Genomic DNA, 18,262 nt, shown 5'->3' with positions numbered 1-18,262 from the left:
GAACGATGAACGAGACAGAACACCTCAATATCCCGATCCCCAATCCGGCCGCCGACCCGCCAACGCACGTCAACGCCGAATTCGAGCGTCTGCGCCTGGCATGGCAGATGGTCGATCTGATCCTCTATAATCTGCAAATCGCGCTGGCGGACAAGGCTGATGTCGATCACATCCAAGCCATGGAGACGGTAACGGGCCTGGTGGACGCGCTTGCTGGAAAGATGGCCGCGAGCCGGACATTCAAGCTTGACGACCTGACCGACGTTGCCGGCGCTGACGAGGCGGCACCAAACTATGTGCTGGTGAAAACACCAGGGGGCTGGGTGCCATCAACGGCGATCGCGGCACTCGGTCTGCACAACCACCTGATCGACGAAGTCTCGGGACTGGTGGAAGCGCTGCTTGCAAAGGCTGATCAGGCAACGACGTACACGAAGACTGAAGTCAGCAATCTGCTCTCCCTGCAGGTGCCAAGCTACGTCAAGGGCCTCATCACATCCAAATCCTCCGCCTACGTCATCAGCGTGGCAGCGGGCGATATCAAGGGGAATGGCATACGGGTAGTGAATGCGGGGGCCTTTACCAAGACCCTCAATGCTGTTTGGGCAGCGGGCTCTGGGAATGGTGGTAGGCTAGATGCAGCGGCCGTCACGGCGAACACCACTTACCATCTACAGGCCCTCCGCAAGGACAGCGACGGCTCCTTCGATTGGGGCTATTCGTTACTTCCGATCCCGGCAAGCGTGCCTGCTGGTTACACTTGGGTAGGGCGCTTCGACTGGTGTTACACCAACGCCACACCGAACGCGATCTGGGATTACACGCAGACTGACAGCATAAAAGCGTTTCCGCCTACAGCGTGGATTAATACGACAGGCGCAGTCGCGGATGCCTTGTATACTATCCCCGCCGTGATCCCTGCACCGAATGGCGTTAAATCACTCATAACTTGTCTTGTGAGTATGTCGTCCAACGCCAATGGCTCTGTATCGGCAGCATTCAATGATGCTGATGCACAGGCCGCAAATTCCGGGCCGATCTACGTACAGGCCTATGTGGGTGGTGTAGTTGCAAGTGCAGCTACTGGTGGCGGTGGCAAATTGAAAACCAATACATCAAGACAGTTACGCGCCGTCGCGAACTTTGCGGCTAGCGGTGGTAGCGTAGTTGCCTATTTGAGCTCCGTTGAAGACTTCACCTTGAACAGGATCTACTGACATGTACGTAAACAGAACAGGTGGCAAAATCACTACTGTATGCCCCGGTTTCGTGGCGGGAATGGCAGAAGAGCAAATCGCAGATGATGATCCTGAACTGCTTGCATACCTTCATCCGCCAGTTCCTATCCCGCCACTCCCCCGCCTGACCTTCTGGCTGGCAGCGGCCGAGATCGGGGTCACGAAAGCCGCCATCCGCGCCCATATCGATGCGATGCCCGAAGGTCTCGCAAAGATCCAAGCGCAGGCCTACCTTGATGACGCCTTGGTCTACCGTCGGGAGGATCCTTTGTTGATTGCCATGGCGGCGGCGGAAGGGATCACCGAACCCGAACTCGATGCACTCTGGGCGTGGGCATCTGCGGCCTATCCTTGATGGGTCTTGATTTTACAGTCGAGAGCGATCATCTTCGCCAAGACCTCCAATAAACTGACACCTAATCCAGGGCTGACAACTGTCAGCCCTTTCTTTATGCGCGTGACGCCTAGTCTCATTTCAGCTTTGAAACCCACTGCAGGAATGACCGATGTCAGGCACCACGGACTTCGTCGGCGTACGCCGGTTTTCCAACCTCACCAGCACCGTCGCCAAGATCGACACCCGCGACAGCACTGTCGTCGGGCTTTGCGTTCCCGCGCCGACCGCTGACAATACCGCGTTTCCGCTCGATGAGCCGGTGAAGCTGTCTATCGACGATCCGGCGCAGGTCGCGCTCCTTGGCACCGGCATCGCACGCGACACCGTCGACCAGCTGCTGTCCGAAGGCATTGTGACCGATGTCGCCTTCGTTCGTGTTGCGCATTCACCTTCGACCGACCCGGCACTGAAGCTTGCGGCCGAAATCAACAACATCGTTGGTAACGCCGGCTCCAAGACCGGCGTCTGGGCGCTGCTCGACGCCAAGAGCCACATCAAGCTGGAACCCGGCCTGATCATCGCGCCTGGCTACATGGCGCATCGCCTCGACAATGCGGCTAACGCCGTCGTAGCCGCTGCCCGCACCATTGCCGATCAGATCATCGACTGCATGGTCATTGCCGACACGCCATCGACCTCGATCGAGAACGCGATCGAATGGGCGGAAGATTTCGCGACCGCTCTCAACGTCATCGGCATGTATCCGGCCGGTGTCGTCAATCTTGGTGGCGGCAATGTCACCCGGCCGCTGTCTGCCAACGTCGCCGGTGCCATGATCCGCCGCGACAAGGAAACCGGCGGTCCTTACAAGGCCTTCTGGAATCGCCCGCTGCAGGGCGTCCTCGGTCCGTCTGTCCCGGTCAATTACCGCGACGGCGACATCAGCACCGAAGGCAACCAGCTCGCCCAGGCGGGCGTCGGCACCATCATCGAAGGCAACTTGCTCTGGGCACCCTTCACCACGGCGTCGGACCCAACGGTCAACGCCTGGCGCTCGATCAAGAAGATCCGGACACGCCGCGCCGTCGAGAAGGCAATGCTGCGCCCGCTGCGCCAGTATCTGTCGGAAGACATGACCGGGCATATGGTTTCACTGGTCTATCGCGCTGCCGACCAGTTCCTGTCCGACCTCGTCACCCTCGGTGCGATCATCGACTACGAACTGATCTGGTCGAAGGCGATGAACCCGGCCACCCTGCTCGAAGCGGGTGGCCTGCGGGTCAAGATGCGCTGGGCGGAAACGCCCGACCTGGTCGATCTGCAGCTTTACGACGAACCCATGCCGGAAGCCTTTGACGTGCTGGAAGCCGCGATCGCGTCATCGCTCTCGCAGCTCGGCCTCTCGAACGTCCGCGTCACGGCTTAAAGGAGACTACCGATGGATCGCATCATTCGAGGCTCGAACTGGTACTGCAATGAAATCAATCAGCGCATGCGCATTGACGAGACCACACTTCCGGCGCTGACCCGTGAAATGTCGTCTTTTGTCATGGGCGGCGGCTATTTTGCGATGGAGCTGCCGGCGGAAATTCAACCGCTGACCTGCGAGCAGACCGTCAACGGCGTGCATGAAGATCTCAAGACCCGCTTCGGCCGCGAGCCGGGCGACTGGACCACGATCACCTACTACGAGAACCTGCTGAACGTGTTCCCGAAGGATTCGACCGGCGAAGTTCCCAGCACCGGTTCGCCCCAGCTCACCGGCCGCGTTGTCTTCTTGAAGGGCTTGCTGAATGGCTATGCCCAGTCAGGGGTTAAGGGCATGAAGTCCAGCGGTGCGACCCGGCTGACCTGGTCGTCGATCGTGCTCTACCACGACATCTTCGACGGCAAGACAGTCCACAAGTTCGATGTCCAGAACAACACCCTGATCATCGACGGCGTGAACTACACCGCCGAGCACAATCGCCTCATCGCCGCCTGATCCCGGCCGCGCGTCTGATCGTCTCTGCGCCGGCCGCTCCAAGCGGCTGGCCTTCCTTTTGAAGGGTCATCACAATGTCTTCAAACACGTCTCAAACCGCCAAAATCCTGACACCGCAATCCAAGAATGACCCGACCGACGTGAAGGTCGAGGAAATCCCTTTGCCGCCCGCTGAACTTTGGGCAGCCTTGGATAACGGCGCTTCGACCGCTGAGGCGCCTGCGACTTCCGCCCCGGCGGCGGAACCTGAGGCGGAGCGAGAACAGATTGCAGACGTTCTGGATTTTGTGGACCAGGGCCACAAGCGCGTCATTACCCTGAAGCATCCGTTCCGTCTCAACGGTCAGGTCGTTTCCTCCATCACCGTGCGCCGGCTGCTCATGGGAGAGGTGGACAATGTCGTCAAGAAAAGCGCCAAGGGCGGCATGACCACATTTGATATCTACGCCGAGATGACAGGTTTCAAAGCATCTGTCCTGCGCGGCCTGATCGATGAGGACGGCGACGCGGTCGTTGACGCGGCCTACGATTTTTTGCCCCGCATGCTTCGTCAGGACAGCGCGTCTTCGGAGAGCTGAAGGTCTGGAGATCCTACGCCGCCCGCGTTGCCGCCTATCTCCACACCCCGATCCCGGTGGTGATGACCATGTGGTGGGACGAGGTTCTGCTCTGGCACGAAGAGGCCCGGTTGATCCATCGGGAAAGCTTTGGATTGCTTGATCCGTCATTCCGAACCCAGCCCGGAGCATAGTTACCATGGACGTCTCGCTTCGTCTCAGACTGCAAAACCAGCTTTCACGCGAGGCCAAAGTTGCCGAGCGTGATCTGAAGGATCTTCGCAACGAGGCAAAACGCCTCGGCTCGGCCAACGGTCCGGACAAGCTCGGGAAGGACATCCGCGACATTGGCCGCGAGGCCGATCGTGCTGAAAAGCCCGTCCGCGATCTTGAGCGCCAGGCGCGCAAGCTCAACCAGGTCACCACCAACACAGCCTCGAAAGAGATCCGCGCGCTCGGTCAAGCGGCAAAGCAGGCGACTAGAGATCTCGAAGCCACCCGGAAGAAGCTTGCAGATATCGGCAAGATCGACGGCGGGAAGTTGGACAGGATCCACGCGCCCGCTACCAAATTGAATGGTATGCTGGGGTTAGTCGCATCATCTGCCGGCAGCGCCATGCTCGGCCTCGCTGCCTTCGCCTCCGCTGACAACGTCATTCGCGGTTTGGAACAGATGAGCGAAAAGTTCCGGCAGTTGAATCGAGACGTTGCTTCCGTCGCCGTGACGGCCGAAATGCGGACGCCTGAAGCGATCGCCAATATCACCCAGTCCAACGAACGGCTGGCGATCCGGTATGGATATGGACAAGGTCAGGTCAATGACGCGCGCAAGACTTATGCGGCGGCCGGCATCGGATTGACGTCGCAGGAGGCCATACTTGATCCGACCTTGAAGGCCGCAAAAGCTGGCGATGCCTCCGGCGAAACCGCAGCTTCGGCGATGATCGCGGCGAAACAGAACCTCGGTGTGAAAGACGCGGAGATCCCGGCCGCCCTCGACATGATGGCGAAGGGTGCAAAGCTTGGCTCCTTCGAATTCGAGGCCATGGCAAAGAACTTTCCCGCTCTCGGCACCATGCTCGCCGGCACCGGCCGCCAGGGCCTTGCTGGCTGGGCCGAACTCGTCGCCCTTTCCCAGGTCGTGCGAATGGGATCTGGTAGCCAGGAAGAGGCGGCCACCAACCTACAGAACCTCCTTTCGAAGGTGACCTCCAAAGACACGGTCAAGAACTTCGCAGATGCTGGCGTTAGCCTGCCCGATCTCAGTGCCAAGGCTGAGAAGGAGGGCAAGCCCTACCTGACGGCTGTCATGGACGAAGTCATGCGGTTGACCGGCGGAGACACGTTCAAGATTGGCGAGCTTTTTGGAGATCAGCAAGCCGGCCTGGCACTCAAGCCCCTGCTGTCAAACCGCGCGACCTATGACACTTTCCTGCAGGAAATCCTGAACAACAGCGCCGGCACTGTCGACCAAGACTACAACTTCCTGAAAACCCTTCCGAAGGAAAAGGCCGACCGTCGTGCTGCCGCCGTCGAGGCAACCGCGTCAAAGGTTGGAGAGGGGCACGACCGTCTGATTTCTCCTTTCGCCGATCGCGCGGTTCGACTGATCAACCCGGAATACAATCGGCAGCGCACGATTGAAGAAGAGCCGGAGCTTCTTCGCGAAACTGGCATGCGTCGTCTTGGTGTTGAAAACGAACTCCTGCGCCTGGAGGGAATGAGACGCGAAATGGGCAGCGGCGGTGGCGGCTCTATGCTCGGTCCTCAAATCGAACGTCTGAAAGCGCAGTTGCAGGGACTGATCGAGGAAGAGGCGGCGATCATCGATCGCGCTCGACAGGCGGAGAGCGCCAACCCAGCGGCGACGGTTCCGGACAATGGCGATCTCGGCGTGAGCACCGGCAAGATCCCGATTCCTTTGATGCGGCCGGCCGAACAGAAGCTGGGAGCCGATCTTTCGGGCGCAGCTGGTCAGGCTATGGAAGGATACAATGCCCGGCTTGCCGCTGAGGGCGACCGGGCAGTGTCGATCGCAGCGGACAAGGCCGCAGAGATGCAGCGCGTTCTGAACTTCACCGCGCAGCCGACGATCCAGCCCAACTTCATGCCGCCGGTAGGTGCATCGCCAGCGCCTGGTCAACAGTCTTCGGTCCATCCGACATCGAACCGGATCAACCAGACGATCATCTCGCCGAACCCGCAGCACGCTGCCCTCCGAGCAAATCGCATGCAGGAGCGGGGTATCCGTCAGGCCCACGCGCGGTCTTTCTCTGACACCGGTCGGAGGCTCGCATGAGTGCTTTCCAGCCAAACGGCGCGCTGATCTCGATCGGCGGAGCGATCCTCTACACAATCGGCTTGAACCCGCAGCGGATCAGCTATGCCTCGACGGCGCGCTTTCCCGTCCACGCCGTTCAGTCCGGCATAACCATTCAGGCAACGGGAGCGGACGCCGAAAGGGTGACGATCGAGGCCCAGACCTATCCGCATGTCGTCGGCGGGCTAGATGCCTACGCCATCATCAAGGCCTATCACCGCAGCCAGTCGATCGTTCCCTACATCCGGCTGCGTGGCAACTATCTGGGCGATGCCGGCGGTCTCTGTGTCATCGAGACTCTGGATAGCGATGAAGAGCGTTTGCATCCGTTCGACGGCGTCGGCCGCAAGGTCGATGTCACACTCGGCATGCTGCTCTTTCCGCAGTCGGCCGGCCTTGGCGGTGGGCTGAATATTGCCAGCATTGGAGGGCTGTTCAGATGAGTTACACGGTGGCCTTTGGTGGCGAGCGTCTCGATCGCATCGCCAAGAAACTCATGCAGACAGAGGCACAGGGAACCGTCGAGGCGCTTCTGGATTCCAACCCCGGCCTGGCGGCGATCGCCGTCTCCGGCCTCGTGCCAGCCGGCACCGTCATCCAGTTGCCCAGCGCCTTCAGCCCGAAGGTGACGAACACCTTCACCCTGGCGTGGGAGTAGCCGATGAAGCGCCCCGTCGTCCGCGTCATCGGCCAGTCCGGAAACGATCTGATACCAAGCTGGAGCGAGCGACTGCTCGCCGTCCGCTTCACCGACAATGAGGGCGGAGAGGCCGATGAAATCGAGATTGATCTGTCGGTCACGCCTGCCGAGGCTGACCCACCGGCCGAGGGAACAGAGTACCGTCTTTTCTACGGCTGGGAGGCGTCGGCCCTGAAAGATGCCGGCACGTTCACCTACCAGAATGCCGGCCTGACGTTCGATGCCGAAGGCGGTGGCTGGGTACTGACGATCGTCGCCCGATCGGCGGATTTCGTCGACGCGGAAAAGTCGGCCGACAGCGAACATTTCGAAGAAACCACGGCCGGCGAGATCTTCAAGAAGCTGGCGTCCGATGTCGGTAAGGCGGCCAAGATCCATCCGTCGCTTGCCGCGATCACCATTCCCTATCGGCTGCGCATGCAGCAGTCGGCCGTTGGTTTCGCCCAGGCGCTGGCCGAAGAGCTGGGCGGCACGCTGAAACTGGCGAAAGGGCAATGGCTGCTGACGATGAAGAACAGCGGCGAGACTGCCGGCGGCTCGGCTATCCCGCCGATCTTCCTCTCGGCCGACAATGTCAGCGCCTGCGATCTGAACACCGAAGCCAGCCCTAAACACGGCAAGGTCGAAGTTTCCCACTTTGACGAGGAGAAGGGCTTTTCCCTCCTGGAGGCAGTCACCGGTCTGGGGAAGGCTGCGCGCTTCGTTTCCCTCCATCCAGCGCCGTCGCTCGATGAGGCGAAGGTGCGCAGCAAGGCCCAGGCGCTTGAGCTGTCGCGCGAAACGATCACCGGCAGTGTCACGGTCGATGGCGATCCAGCGGCGATGGCCGGCGCGGCAGTCATGCTTACAGGTTTCGGCTCCTGGAACGGTCACGACCTGGTCGCGCCGTCGATCCAGCATGAATTCACATTTGACGACAGCGGAGGGTGGCAGATGACTGTCGAGTGCGCGGCACGAACGCAGTCAGGTTGACGGATGCCGGGGACAAGTCCCCGAAGGCGGGCCAAAGTTTGGGGCCGTAACCCGCCCGACAGCACACAAAGATAACTGTCACATCCGACCTCGGCAGAGCCGAGGAGGCCTCTGTGACTGAGTCTCTGGATATTTGAAATGGTGAATCTTGAAGAGCTTCGCGAAGTCCCCAACACGCAGCCGCCGGCCGCATGGATTGGGGGCAAGCGGACGCTAGCGCCGCGCCTAGTATCTATGATCGAAAGCATCCCGCATCAACGGTATGCGGAGCCGTTCGTCGGCATGGGTGGTGTCTTCTTTCGTCGGCGGCGTGTGCCTCGATCGGAGGTGATCAACGATCGGTCTGGCGATGTCATCAACCTGTTCCGGATCCTGCAGCGGCATTATCCGCAGTTCATGGACACGCTCAAATTCCAGATCACGAGCCGCCGGGAATTCGAGCGCCTGAAGGCTTGCGATCCAGCCACGTTGACCGATCTCGAACGCGCAGCTCGATTCATCTACCTGCAGAAGCTTGCCTTCGGAGGAAAGGTGTCGGGCCGCAACTTCGGCGTCCAGACGGACGGCGGTGCGCGGTTCAATCTGACCCGGCTAGCGCCGCTCCTGGAGGATGTTCATGAGCGCTTGGCCGGCGTCGTGATCGAGAATCTGGACTGGCTGCAGTTCATCGACCGCTACGATCGCCCAGGCGTGCTGTTTTATCTCGACCCGCCGTATTGGGGGAATGAAGGCGACTACGGCTCAGGCCTATTCGGTAGAGAGCAATTTGAAATGATGGCCGACCGTTTGAAGAGGCTTCAAGGCGGCTTTATTCTGTCGATAAACGATCGACCCGAGATTAGGGAGTTGTTCCGAGACTGCCAAATTCAGCCGGTCGATTTGGCCTATACGGTGTCTGGGGGGAAGGGTACGAAGGTGAGCGAGCTGATTGTCTCAGGGGCAGCGAATGGACAAGCAATATCAACTTTTCGATAGTCTCTCTAAGCAGCTCGCCGCCACTGCCGGCGAGCTGGACGGAGAGAGTAAAGATCGTGCACGAATCCTTCTGAGCGCAGCCCTGCTTGAAGAGGTACTCACAACTACGCTTACAAATTTTCTTGCCGATTGTTCTGAGACCAGAAAGTTGCTCAACCCCATGACTAACGGGGCGATCTCACAGTTCGGCGCGAAAATCGATATGTGCGTGGCTCTAGGTCTTTTGCCGGTTGATGAAGCGAAAAGGTGCCGCGAGCTTGCAAGTATGCGAAATGTCTTCGCTCACAAGGTCAATGCGCAGTTGGATGAAAAGCAGATTGCTCTACTGACTGCGATGGAAGACGCCAGGAGCTATCCATTTCCCCCCGGCCTGTCACTTGGTATGCGCTATCAGAACGCGTGCAGCTACCTGCTTCAGTGGATCGTATTGCGCTGGAGCGAGGACCGGCTCAATGAAAAGCGACTGGTCCACCCTCCACAGCCGTGAGCTACCGAGGTGTGGGCATAGGCCGGTGGCGCGGCACCGTCCTAAGTGCACTCTTATGCGAGACAATACTCTGGCCAGGTTGACCACACTGCCTACACCTAAACGTAACATTGATGGCGTTTCCATCTGGCGGTAGCTGCGCTAGGTCGACCTCTGCCAAACGATCGCAGCGCCCGCAGTGAACGTGGTAGGTCAAGTTGAGGGCAATCATCCCGCCCCAAGTAGAACTGGACGTGGTGTCAGTCATTGAAAGAAGGGTCATCAGCCGGGTCGGGATCCTCGGCATACGCCAGTCGGAAATTCCGAACCAGTTCCTCGATTGCATCAAACGCCTCGGGACGGTTCCATCCCGACCCTTGTGCATCTTCAATAATCGATAGCAACGCTCCCTCGATCGACTGCTGACAGTCGATGGCCCGATCGGAATAATCGCTGTCTAATTTCGGCTGGCTGATGGGCATGGTGATCACCTCTCTGTCTGCGATAAATGGAGAAGTGAGAGCTAATGTTCCCGTCCACGTTCGAAGGGGATTTTAAATGGCTTTGAAGACCGTTTGACACCTAACTGCAAAAACCACTTTTTGCAGTTTGAGCTGTCAAAATTGCAAATTCGCGCGGCAAGCTACAATCACAATCCGATTGCGCGGCGCAATACACACAGCAAGCTCAACGGAAACACTCGAATTCATCGTGGAGAAAAATGGTACGGTTGGGGGGTCTCGAACCTCCGACCTCAGGTGCCACAAACCTGCGCTCTAACCAACTGAGCTACAACCGCACATGACTGCGTCGCTGACGCCGTCGAGGGGTCACATACGAGCAGACGGAATCTTTTTCAAGCCTTTTCTGCATGGAATGCGAAAAGGCTGAGTATGCAAAAATAGGCTGGGATGTGAAAAGGGCCGGGCATAAGCGCCCGGCCCTTCCGTCTTGAGAGTATCGTTGGTGCCGATCGGCTGGATCAGGCGGCCTTGAAGGTCGACATGACCTTTTCGGCGGCGTCCTTGCCTGGCTTGGTCACGGTTTCGGCGACCTTCTTGGCGGTTTCCTGGATCGACTTGGCCTGTTCGACCGTCACTTCAGCCTGCTTGCGGATGAAGGAGGTCTGCAGTTCGACGAGTTCGGCAACCGACTTGACGCCGAGCAGCGCTTCCATGTGGGCGAGCGACATTTCGGCATTGGTGCGCAGCGCGTCGATGGCCTTGAGGCCGATCTCGACAGTGCCGGCCTGGGCGGTCTGCACGGTGGCTTCGACGGTCTTAGTCGCTTCTTCGGTCGCGGTCTTCAGCTTGGCGTAAGCGTCCTTCGACTGGGCAGCGCCCTTTTCGGCGAAGTCACGCAGGCTTTCCTGCATCTTGGACGGATCGAAGGCGGTGAAAGAGAAGATATCCTTGGTCATAATCGCATTTCCTCATCTGGTGGGGTTTTTGCGGACCCCTCTTTTGCACTGATATTGCTTATATAGCACTGCCGATGGTGCATTGCAATATTATTGTGCAGTGCAATATGAGTTTTTCCAGCCGAACATGCTTGCGGATTAACCTTACCTTCCGAAACAAAACCGCATTGCTGGACCCCGAGGGTCTCGCTAGCTATTAAAAATCTGTTAATTTGTGCCTGAAGGCAATGGAAACGACAGGTCCGCTGATGCCAGCCCAATACCCATTCATCGATGTCGCCGTAAACGACAAGATCCGCCCGCGGCTTTCGCGCGGCGAAGCGCTGATGGTGTTTTCGCCAAAGCTGGAACGGGTATTGTGGACCAATGGCGCCGGCGCACGCTTTTTCGGCAGCGCCTCGATCTATGATTTTCTCGAGGAAGGGCCGAACCGCAGCGATGTGACGTTTCGCCAGATCGAGGCGGCAGCACGGCAACTGGCAAAGACCGGCGACAGCCGCAACCTGATGCTGCGCATCACGTCGGGCTTCCAGAAGGTGCCGGTGACGGCGGTGGCCGAACTCGTCGAGATCCGGCGCGGCGAACCGGTCGTGCTGGTGGCGATCCCGCCGATCGGCAAGCCGGCCAGCCTCGTGGAACTGGCGCAGGAACTGATGGCCGGCTTCGACGATCCCGACACGCATATGGCGGTGTTCGACGGCGACGGCCAGGTGGTCGCCTCGTCCGGCCAGTTCGCCGCCCTCGGCATTACCGCGCATACGGCCAGAACCCTGGTCAAGCTGACATCGGGCGAGAGCGACCGGCTGGTCAAGCGGCCGATCCCGACGGGCCGTGGCTATCTGCCGGCGGCGATCGGCAAGATCTCGGACGCGCCGGCGCTGCATCTGCTGTTTGCCGTCGAAACCATTCTCGGCCAGATGGACCCGAGCGCCGATTTTGCCGAGCCTGCCAGCCTGACAGATGTGGGGCAGGCAGAAGCGGTACAGACCGAGGCGGTACAGGCAACTGTCGTCGAAGAGACCGCAGCGGTTGAGGTCGAAGCACCCGAGCCCGCCACGGCGGAGCCGGCCATCGCAGTGCTTGCCGTCGAAGTGACTGTCAGCGCCCTTGATGTGACCGGCGAACCCGCAGCGGATCGTGCTGTAGCGATCACCGAAGATGTCGTGAACCAGGATCTGGCAAACGCAGCGACTTTCGAACCGGTTGACGCAGCGCCGTTCGTCGATGCCGACAGGCCGGCTGAGGAGATTGCCACGGACTTTGCAACCGACCTGGCCGAAGAGGCCGCCCGGGCCGAGGCCATCGACGCCCTGCCCCCGGCAACCGATACCGGTGGCTTTGCCTCTGCGCCCTTCGACAGCGTGATTGCCGCAATCGGCACGATCGAGGAAATCGAAGTCTCGGCCGAACAGATCGAGGCCGATGCACTCGGCCCGATCGAAGAGTTTGGCGCGGAACCGGCAAATGATCAGCCGGTTGCCGACGACCCGGCCGGCGCGGAAACGGCCGTCGCACAACCGGCAAATGACGAAGCCGCAGACGAACAGCTGGCAGACGATGGCGTGACGGGCGAAGGCGTGACGGGCGAGCTGGTTTCCGCCGAAGCCGCGGCCGATGCCATCGCGCCAATCGATGAGATCGACGTCCAGGCCGAGATCGGTTCCGTCGATGTGGTTGAGGCTGAAGAACCGGCGCAGGCGACCGACACGGACCTTGCGGCCAGTGCGTCCGCGGACACGGCCAACGGCGACGATGCATCGCGCGAAGAGGCAGCCTTTGCCGAAGCCGTGGAAACAGCCGAGCATTCAGGCGTGCGCGCACCTGTCGGGGACGCGTTCATGCCGGCCCCCGCAGACCTGCCGGGGGAGCCGATCGCCATCGATTCACTGCCCGCGGGTTCGCTGCAAGCGGATTCACTGCCCGCACAACAGTCCGATGACGACAGCGTTGCGGATGACAGCGTTTCGGATGACCGTGCCTTTGTCTTCTCGCGTGACCGTCGCGCCTCGCGCTTTGTCTGGAAGATCGATGCGGAGGGCCGTTTCAGCGAGGTCTCCGGCGAATTTGCCGAGGCCGTCGGCCCGCATGCGGCCGATATCAATGGCGTTGCCTTTTCCGATCTCGCCGCCCTGTTCAATCTCGACCCCGACGGCAAGATCGGCGAATTGCTGAAAAAGCGCGACACCTGGTCCGGCAAGACGATCTACTGGCCGGCCGAAGGCACCAGCCTGATGGTTCCCGTCGATCTGGCCGCCCTGCCGACCTATACGCGCAACCGCGATTTCGACGGCTTTCGCGGCTTCGGCATCGTGCGGGTCGGCGACGCGGTTGAAGATCCGCATGCCACCGGCCTGACCTTCGTGCCGCAAGCGCCCGAGGCCGCAGTGCTGCAGGACGAGCCGGCGGTTTTCGCCGGTGCTGCGCCCGAGACGGTCGTTGAGGAAGACGAGGACGAATTCCGCGCCTACCGGTTCGCCGACGAGACGCCCGAACTCCTCGATGCCCAGGCCGAAGCGCTGGATGAGGCGCCCGAGGAATTCGGTGAAGCCGAGGCGGCCGAGACTGCGGTCGAGGATCTGGCGGAGCTTGGTGTTGAAAACGGCGAGATGGATATCGTTGTCGCCGCCAGCGATGACAGTCAATCCGAGCCTGCGGACGGGCCGGAGACCGACAATGACGCGGCGGAGCCGATCGCGGATGACGTCGATCCGAAGGACCAGACAAATGACCAGACGAGGCCGCTCAGCCTGATCCCGTCGACGCCGTTCCGCTCGGTCGAACCGCCGGTGCTGCGCATCATGGAGCCGGTTCGCCCGGTCGTTCGGCCGGAAAAGATCGTGCAACTGGAAGAGCATCGCAACCGTAGCCGCGAGGGCCTGACCCCCGGCGAGCAGGCCGCATTCCGCGAGATCGCCCGCAAGCTTGATCCGATGGGCCTGCGTGCCAAGGTCGAGGAATCGCTGGGCGAAAGCCTGCAGGCAAAGACAAGCGAAAGCGCGCCGGCGCCGGTGACGTCTGAAACGCCGGCAGCCACCCCGCCAGACATGCCGGAAGCATCGTCGACGCCGGCGGATCAATTCGACGCGCCGCGCATCGAGCGCGAACAGCCGGCCGCGCCGCTGCTTGAAGGCCTGCCGCTGAAGAAGGAAAAGAGCCTGACGGCCGAGATCGTCGACCTGATGCCGGTCGCCCTTCTCGTGCATGTCGGCGACAGGCTGATCCATGCCAATCCGGAGTTCTTCTCGCTGACCGGCTACACCTCGCTGGAGGAACTTGAGCAATCAGGCGGTCTCGACGCGCTGATCCAGCGCCAGGATCTCGACGCCAGCGGCGACCAGGCCGGCCGGGTCGTGGCTGTGCGGGCCGACGACACGCTGGCGCCGGTCACCGCCCGGTTGCAGTCGGTACGCTTCGAAGATGCCAGCGCCCTGATGCTGGCGCTGATCGTGCAGCCGGAAGCCACGCGCCCGGCGCCTGTCCAGGCGCCGCCGGAAATGACCGCGGCCCAGGCCGGAGAGGCTGCGCGCCTCAGGGTCGAGGTCGAGGAAATGCGCTCGATCCTCGAGACCGCGACCGATGGCGTGGTGATCCTCGATGCCGATGGCGATATCCGCTCGATGAACCGGGCCGCCAGCGCCCTGTTCAATTTCGACGACCTGGAAACGCGCGGCAAACCGTTTGTCATGTTGTTTGCCCATGAAAGCCAGAAATCGATCCTCGACTATCTGAGCGGCCTTGCCGGCCATGGTGTTGCGAGCGTTCTGAACGACGGCCGCGAAGTGATCGGCCGTGAGGCCTCCGGCGGCTTCCTGCCGCTGTTCATGACGATCGGCAAGCTGACCTCGTCGAATGGTTTCTGCGTGGTCATCCGCGACATTACCCAATGGAAACGCACGGAAGAAGAGCTGCGTAACGCCAAGCGGGCGGCCGAAACCGCCAATGCGCACAAGACCGACTTCCTCGCCCGGGTCAGCCACGAGATCCGCACGCCGCTGAATGCGATCATCGGTTTTGCCGACATGATGGCCAACGAACATTTCGGCCCGGTCGGCCATCCGCGCTACGGCGAATATGCCCATGACATCGTGCGTTCGGGCCGCCATGTGCTCGACATCGTCAACGACCTGCTCGACATATCCAAGATCGAAGCCGGCGAAATGGATCTCGATTTTGCCGCCGTCGGCCTGAACGAGACCGTGCAGGCCGCCGTCTCGATCATCCAGCCACAGGCCAATAGCCAGCGGGTGATCATTCGCACCGCCCTGTCGCAGGCGGTGCCGAGCGTCGTGGCCGACAGCCGCTCGATCAAGCAGATCGTGCTCAACATCCTGGCCAATGCCATCCGGTTCACGCCGTCCGGCGGCCAGATCATCGTCTCGACGGCCTATGAAGCCAATGGCAGCGTGGCGCTGCGGATCCGCGACACCGGCATCGGCATGTCGCGCACCGAGCTGGAACAGGCGATGAAGCCCTTCCGGCAGGTCTCGACCGGCAGCCCGCGCAATCGCGGTGACGGCACAGGCCTCGGCCTGCCGCTGACCAAGGCGATGGTCGACGCCAACCGCGCCAGCTTTGCCATCTCGTCTGCGCCGAACGAGGGCACGCTGGTCGAGGTGAGCTTCCCCTCGCCGCGCGTGCTGGCCGACTGAGACGGCGCATCTTGCAATCCCGGCGGAATCAAAGGACTGTTGCGCTGTCCGCGTGACTGGCGCAGCAAGATGGGTCACCATCGGGGAGCGCGGGCCGATCCGACCGCCGCGCGCCTGGGCACTTCCTCCGACAGAAGGACTGCGCCCATGAGCCTCACGCTCACTGCCACGCTTTTCAGCATTCTCACCGCCATCGCGATCGGCGCGATGAGCCCCGGGCCGAGTTTCATCCTCGTGTCACGCCTCTCCGTCTCGCGCTCTCGCCTGCACGGTCTTGCCGCCGCGATCGGCATGGGCCTGGGCGGTGCGCTTTTCGCCACGCTTGCGCTCGCAGGCCTGACCGCCCTCATACAGCAGGTGGCATGGCTCTATCTGACGCTCAAGGTTTTCGGCGGCGTCTATCTCGTCTATTTCGGCATCCGGATCTGGCAGGGAGCCAGCCAGCCGCTCGCCGATGTCGGCACCGGCGCCCATGACGGCCGCTCGGCGCTCGGCTGCCTGGCGATCGCATTCCTCGCCCAGATCAGCAATCCGAAAACCGCCGTGGTCTATGCCAGCATCTTTGCCGCCTTGATGCCGGCCAATCCACCGACCTCCGTGCTGTTGATCCTGCCGCCCGCGATCTTCCTCGTCGAAGCCGGCTGGTATGCGATCGTCGCGCTGGCGTTTTCCGCGAGGCGCTCACAGGCCGTCTATCTGCGCTTCAAGATGTGGATCGACCGTGCGGCCGGCGCAGTCATGGGTGTACTCGGTGTTCGGCTGATCAGCGAAAGCCTGGCCTCCGCCAAAAACTGAAGACTGGGCGGGATGGCCGTGCGCCAAGGTGCCCGTTTCCTTTGCGCGGCCTTTCGGCTAGGAGAAAACCCAGTTTCGCTTTCGCAAGGACAGACAGATTGGTCTCTGACGTGCGCCCGCTCGCCACCCCTCGGATGAAACCCGCCCGCGGCGGGATTGGCGCCGCCACCAGGGCGGCCATGGTCGTTGCTGCCGTGGTGTTCATGCCGATCGCTGCCATTTTTGTCATCGGCTTTTCCGGCGATGTCGAAAACTGGCAGCATATGCTGATGAATGTGGTGCCGCGGGCCGGTCTGCAGACCCTGTGGCTGCTGGTCCTGACCGGCGCCGTGACCGCGCTTTTCGGCATCGGCACCGCCTGGCTGGTCGCGGCTTGCGACTTTCCCCTTCGCCGCTGGCTGTCTCCGGCGCTTGTGCTGCCGCTCGCCATCCCGTCCTATCTGGCGGCCTATGCCTTCGGGGAGTTTCTCGATTTCACCGGGCCGGTACAGACGCTCTACCGCGCAATCTTCGGCTTCAAGACGGCGCGGGACTACAGTTTCTTCGACGTTCGCTCGCTGGGCGGCGCCGTGCTGGTCATGTCGGCCGTGCTCTACCCGTATGTCTATCTGGCCTGCCGATCGATGTTCCTGATGCAGGGGCGTGCCGCAGCCGATGTCGCCCGGACGCTGGGTGCCGGGCCTTTGCGGGTGTTTGCCAAGGTGCAGATCCCGATGGCGCGGCCGGCGATCATGATCGGGCTGACCCTGGTGATGATGGAAACGCTGAACGATATCGGGGCTGTGGAATATCTCGGCGTGCAGACGCTGACATTTTCGATCTTCGACACCTGGCTCAACCGCGGCAGCCTGGCGGGTGCGGCGCAGATCGCCTGCGTCATGCTGATCTTCGTGGCGCTGCTGCTGCTGGTCGAACGCCATGCGCGCAAACGCCAGCGTTTTGCCAGCCACAAGACCACCGCCGTCGTTGCCGATGCGGTGCGGCTGAGGCTGGTGGGCGTGCGCGGCGTCATCGCCGCACTGTTCTGTGCCATACCGATCCTCGTCGGCTTCATCATTCCGCTTGTCGTCATGGGCGGCTTTGCGCTGCGCCGCCTCGACGGCTTCCTGGAACCGCGGTTGATCAAGGCTCTGTGGAACTCCGCGCTGGTCTCCTCGTCTGCCGCCATCCTGACGGTGATCCTGGCCTTCGTCTTGTCCTATGCCGCCCGCAGCGACCGCTCACGGCTTGCGACCGGTGCGAGCCGGCTTGCCTCGCTCGGCTATGGCATCCCCGGCACCGTGCTCGGCATCGGCGTGCTGATCCCGCTTGCCGCGTTCGACAATGCGGTCGATGGTTTCCTGCGCGCGCATCTTGGTATTTCGACCGGTCTGCTGCTGTCGGGCACCGGTTTTGCCATCGTCTATGCCTATACCGTGCGCTTCCTGACCATGGCGGAAGGCACGATCGATGCCGGCTTCCAGAAGCTCTCGCCGCATCTCGACATGGCATCGCGCACGCTGGGACGCTCCGGACTGCAGACCCTGCGCGAAGTGCTTTTGCCCAATCTCAGGCCCGCGGTGCTGACCGCCGCGCTTCTGGTGTTCATCGAGACCCTGAAGGAATTGTCGGCGACGATCCTGCTTCGACCGTTCAACTTCAACACGCTGGCGACGCTTGTCTACGAGGATGCCTCGCGCGGCATGGCGCAGGACAGCTCCGTCGCCGCCCTGATCATCATCCTGGCGGGCCTGATCCCGGTCATCCTGGTGTCTCGCTCGCTCGACGCGCGCACTTGACGGATCGAATATCCGGTCGTGCGGACATAAAAAAAGGGCGGCAAACGCCGCCCTGAAATTGATGCTGTTGA

At 61.3% G+C, this 18,262-nt stretch carries 16 protein-coding genes, 1 tRNA gene and 1 riboswitch; of the genes, 14 read left to right on the top strand and 3 right to left on the bottom strand.

Going from position 1 to position 18,262, the window contains the following annotated elements:
- Window positions 1-5 precede the first annotated feature (5 nt).
- From LQ231_RS06030 to LQ231_RS05980, 11 genes are all read left to right on the top strand, one after another.
- Complete coding sequence (locus LQ231_RS06030) at window positions 6-1,217, top strand: hypothetical protein (protein ID WP_230170647.1); 1,212 nt, start codon at window positions 6-8, stop codon at window positions 1,215-1,217.
- Between the two features lies 1 nt (window position 1,218).
- The gene (locus tag LQ231_RS06025) at window positions 1,219-1,593 is read left to right on the top strand and encodes a hypothetical protein (RefSeq protein ID WP_230170646.1); all 375 of its coding nucleotides are present in this window, start codon (window positions 1,219-1,221) and stop codon (window positions 1,591-1,593) included.
- Window positions 1,594-1,744: 151 nt separating this feature from the next.
- On the top strand, window positions 1,745-3,001 hold the full coding sequence (locus LQ231_RS06020; RefSeq protein WP_230170645.1) for a phage tail sheath family protein: 1,257 nt from the start codon (window positions 1,745-1,747) through the stop codon (window positions 2,999-3,001).
- 12 nt (window positions 3,002-3,013) lie between these two features.
- A complete protein-coding gene (locus LQ231_RS06015; protein WP_230170644.1) occupies window positions 3,014-3,559 on the top strand; it encodes a phage major tail tube protein in 546 nt (181 codons plus the stop codon).
- A 140-nt stretch (window positions 3,560-3,699) separates the two neighbouring features.
- Window positions 3,700-4,137, top strand: coding sequence for a hypothetical protein (locus LQ231_RS06010; RefSeq protein WP_230170643.1), 438 nt, complete (start codon window positions 3,700-3,702; stop codon window positions 4,135-4,137).
- Between the two features lie 178 nt (window positions 4,138-4,315).
- On the top strand, window positions 4,316-6,415 hold the full coding sequence (locus tag LQ231_RS06005) for a phage tail tape measure protein (RefSeq protein ID WP_230170642.1): 2,100 nt from the start codon (window positions 4,316-4,318) through the stop codon (window positions 6,413-6,415).
- Window positions 6,412-6,879, top strand: coding sequence for a phage tail protein (locus LQ231_RS06000; protein WP_230170641.1), 468 nt, complete (start codon window positions 6,412-6,414; stop codon window positions 6,877-6,879). Before LQ231_RS06005 ends, LQ231_RS06000 begins: the two co-directional genes overlap by 4 nt.
- Window positions 6,876-7,094, top strand: coding sequence for a tail protein X (locus LQ231_RS05995; protein ID WP_230170640.1), 219 nt, complete (start codon window positions 6,876-6,878; stop codon window positions 7,092-7,094). Before LQ231_RS06000 ends, LQ231_RS05995 begins: the two co-directional genes overlap by 4 nt.
- A 3-nt stretch (window positions 7,095-7,097) precedes the next feature.
- Window positions 7,098-8,108, top strand: coding sequence for a contractile injection system protein, VgrG/Pvc8 family (locus tag LQ231_RS05990; RefSeq protein WP_230170639.1), 1,011 nt, complete (start codon window positions 7,098-7,100; stop codon window positions 8,106-8,108).
- Window positions 8,109-8,246: 138 nt separating this feature from the next.
- Window positions 8,247-9,083: a DNA adenine methylase gene (locus tag LQ231_RS05985; RefSeq protein WP_230170638.1), complete on the top strand. Its 837-nt coding sequence runs from the start codon at window positions 8,247-8,249 to the stop codon at window positions 9,081-9,083.
- A complete protein-coding gene (locus LQ231_RS05980) occupies window positions 9,055-9,570 on the top strand; it encodes a hypothetical protein (protein ID WP_230170637.1) in 516 nt (171 codons plus the stop codon). Before LQ231_RS05985 ends, LQ231_RS05980 begins: the two co-directional genes overlap by 29 nt.
- A 239-nt stretch (window positions 9,571-9,809) precedes the next feature.
- Here the strand turns inward: LQ231_RS05980 and LQ231_RS05975 are convergent, their stop codons facing one another.
- The 3 genes from LQ231_RS05975 to LQ231_RS05965 form a co-directional block, all read right to left on the bottom strand.
- Window positions 9,810-10,031 (bottom strand): hypothetical protein, encoded by a 222-nt coding sequence (locus LQ231_RS05975; protein ID WP_230170636.1) that lies wholly within the window; start codon window positions 10,029-10,031, stop codon window positions 9,810-9,812.
- A 240-nt stretch (window positions 10,032-10,271) separates the two neighbouring features.
- Window positions 10,272-10,348: transfer RNA gene (locus tag LQ231_RS05970), tRNA-His, on the bottom strand.
- Between the two features lie 183 nt (window positions 10,349-10,531).
- Window positions 10,532-10,969, bottom strand: coding sequence for a phasin (locus LQ231_RS05965; protein WP_113140368.1), 438 nt, complete (start codon window positions 10,967-10,969; stop codon window positions 10,532-10,534).
- A gap of 227 nt (window positions 10,970-11,196) precedes the next feature.
- Here LQ231_RS05965 and LQ231_RS05960 point away from each other — a divergent pair, with 227 nt between their 5' ends.
- The 3 genes from LQ231_RS05960 to LQ231_RS05950 all read left to right on the top strand — a co-directional run bounded on the left by LQ231_RS05960 (window position 11,197) and on the right by LQ231_RS05950 (window position 18,191).
- Window positions 11,197-15,618 (top strand): ATP-binding protein, encoded by a 4,422-nt coding sequence (locus tag LQ231_RS05960; RefSeq protein ID WP_230170635.1) that lies wholly within the window; start codon window positions 11,197-11,199, stop codon window positions 15,616-15,618.
- A 42-nt stretch (window positions 15,619-15,660) separates the two neighbouring features.
- A riboswitch (ZMP/ZTP riboswitch) is annotated at window positions 15,661-15,745 on the top strand.
- 20 nt (window positions 15,746-15,765) lie between these two features.
- A complete protein-coding gene (locus tag LQ231_RS05955) occupies window positions 15,766-16,413 on the top strand; it encodes a LysE family transporter (RefSeq protein ID WP_230170634.1) in 648 nt (215 codons plus the stop codon).
- A gap of 134 nt (window positions 16,414-16,547) precedes the next feature.
- Window positions 16,548-18,191 carry an iron ABC transporter permease gene (locus LQ231_RS05950; protein WP_230173250.1) on the top strand — a complete coding sequence of 548 codons (1,644 nt, stop codon included), beginning with the start codon at window positions 16,548-16,550 and terminating at the stop codon, window positions 18,189-18,191.
- Window positions 18,192-18,262 lie beyond the last annotated feature (71 nt).

It is taken from the genome of Rhizobium sp. CECT 9324 (genome assembly GCF_918741265.1).
GTDB lineage: Bacteria > Pseudomonadota > Alphaproteobacteria > Rhizobiales > Rhizobiaceae > Allorhizobium.
The sequence above is the reverse complement of the archived record's forward strand: the minus strand, read 5'-3'. Positions and strand labels throughout refer to the sequence as shown.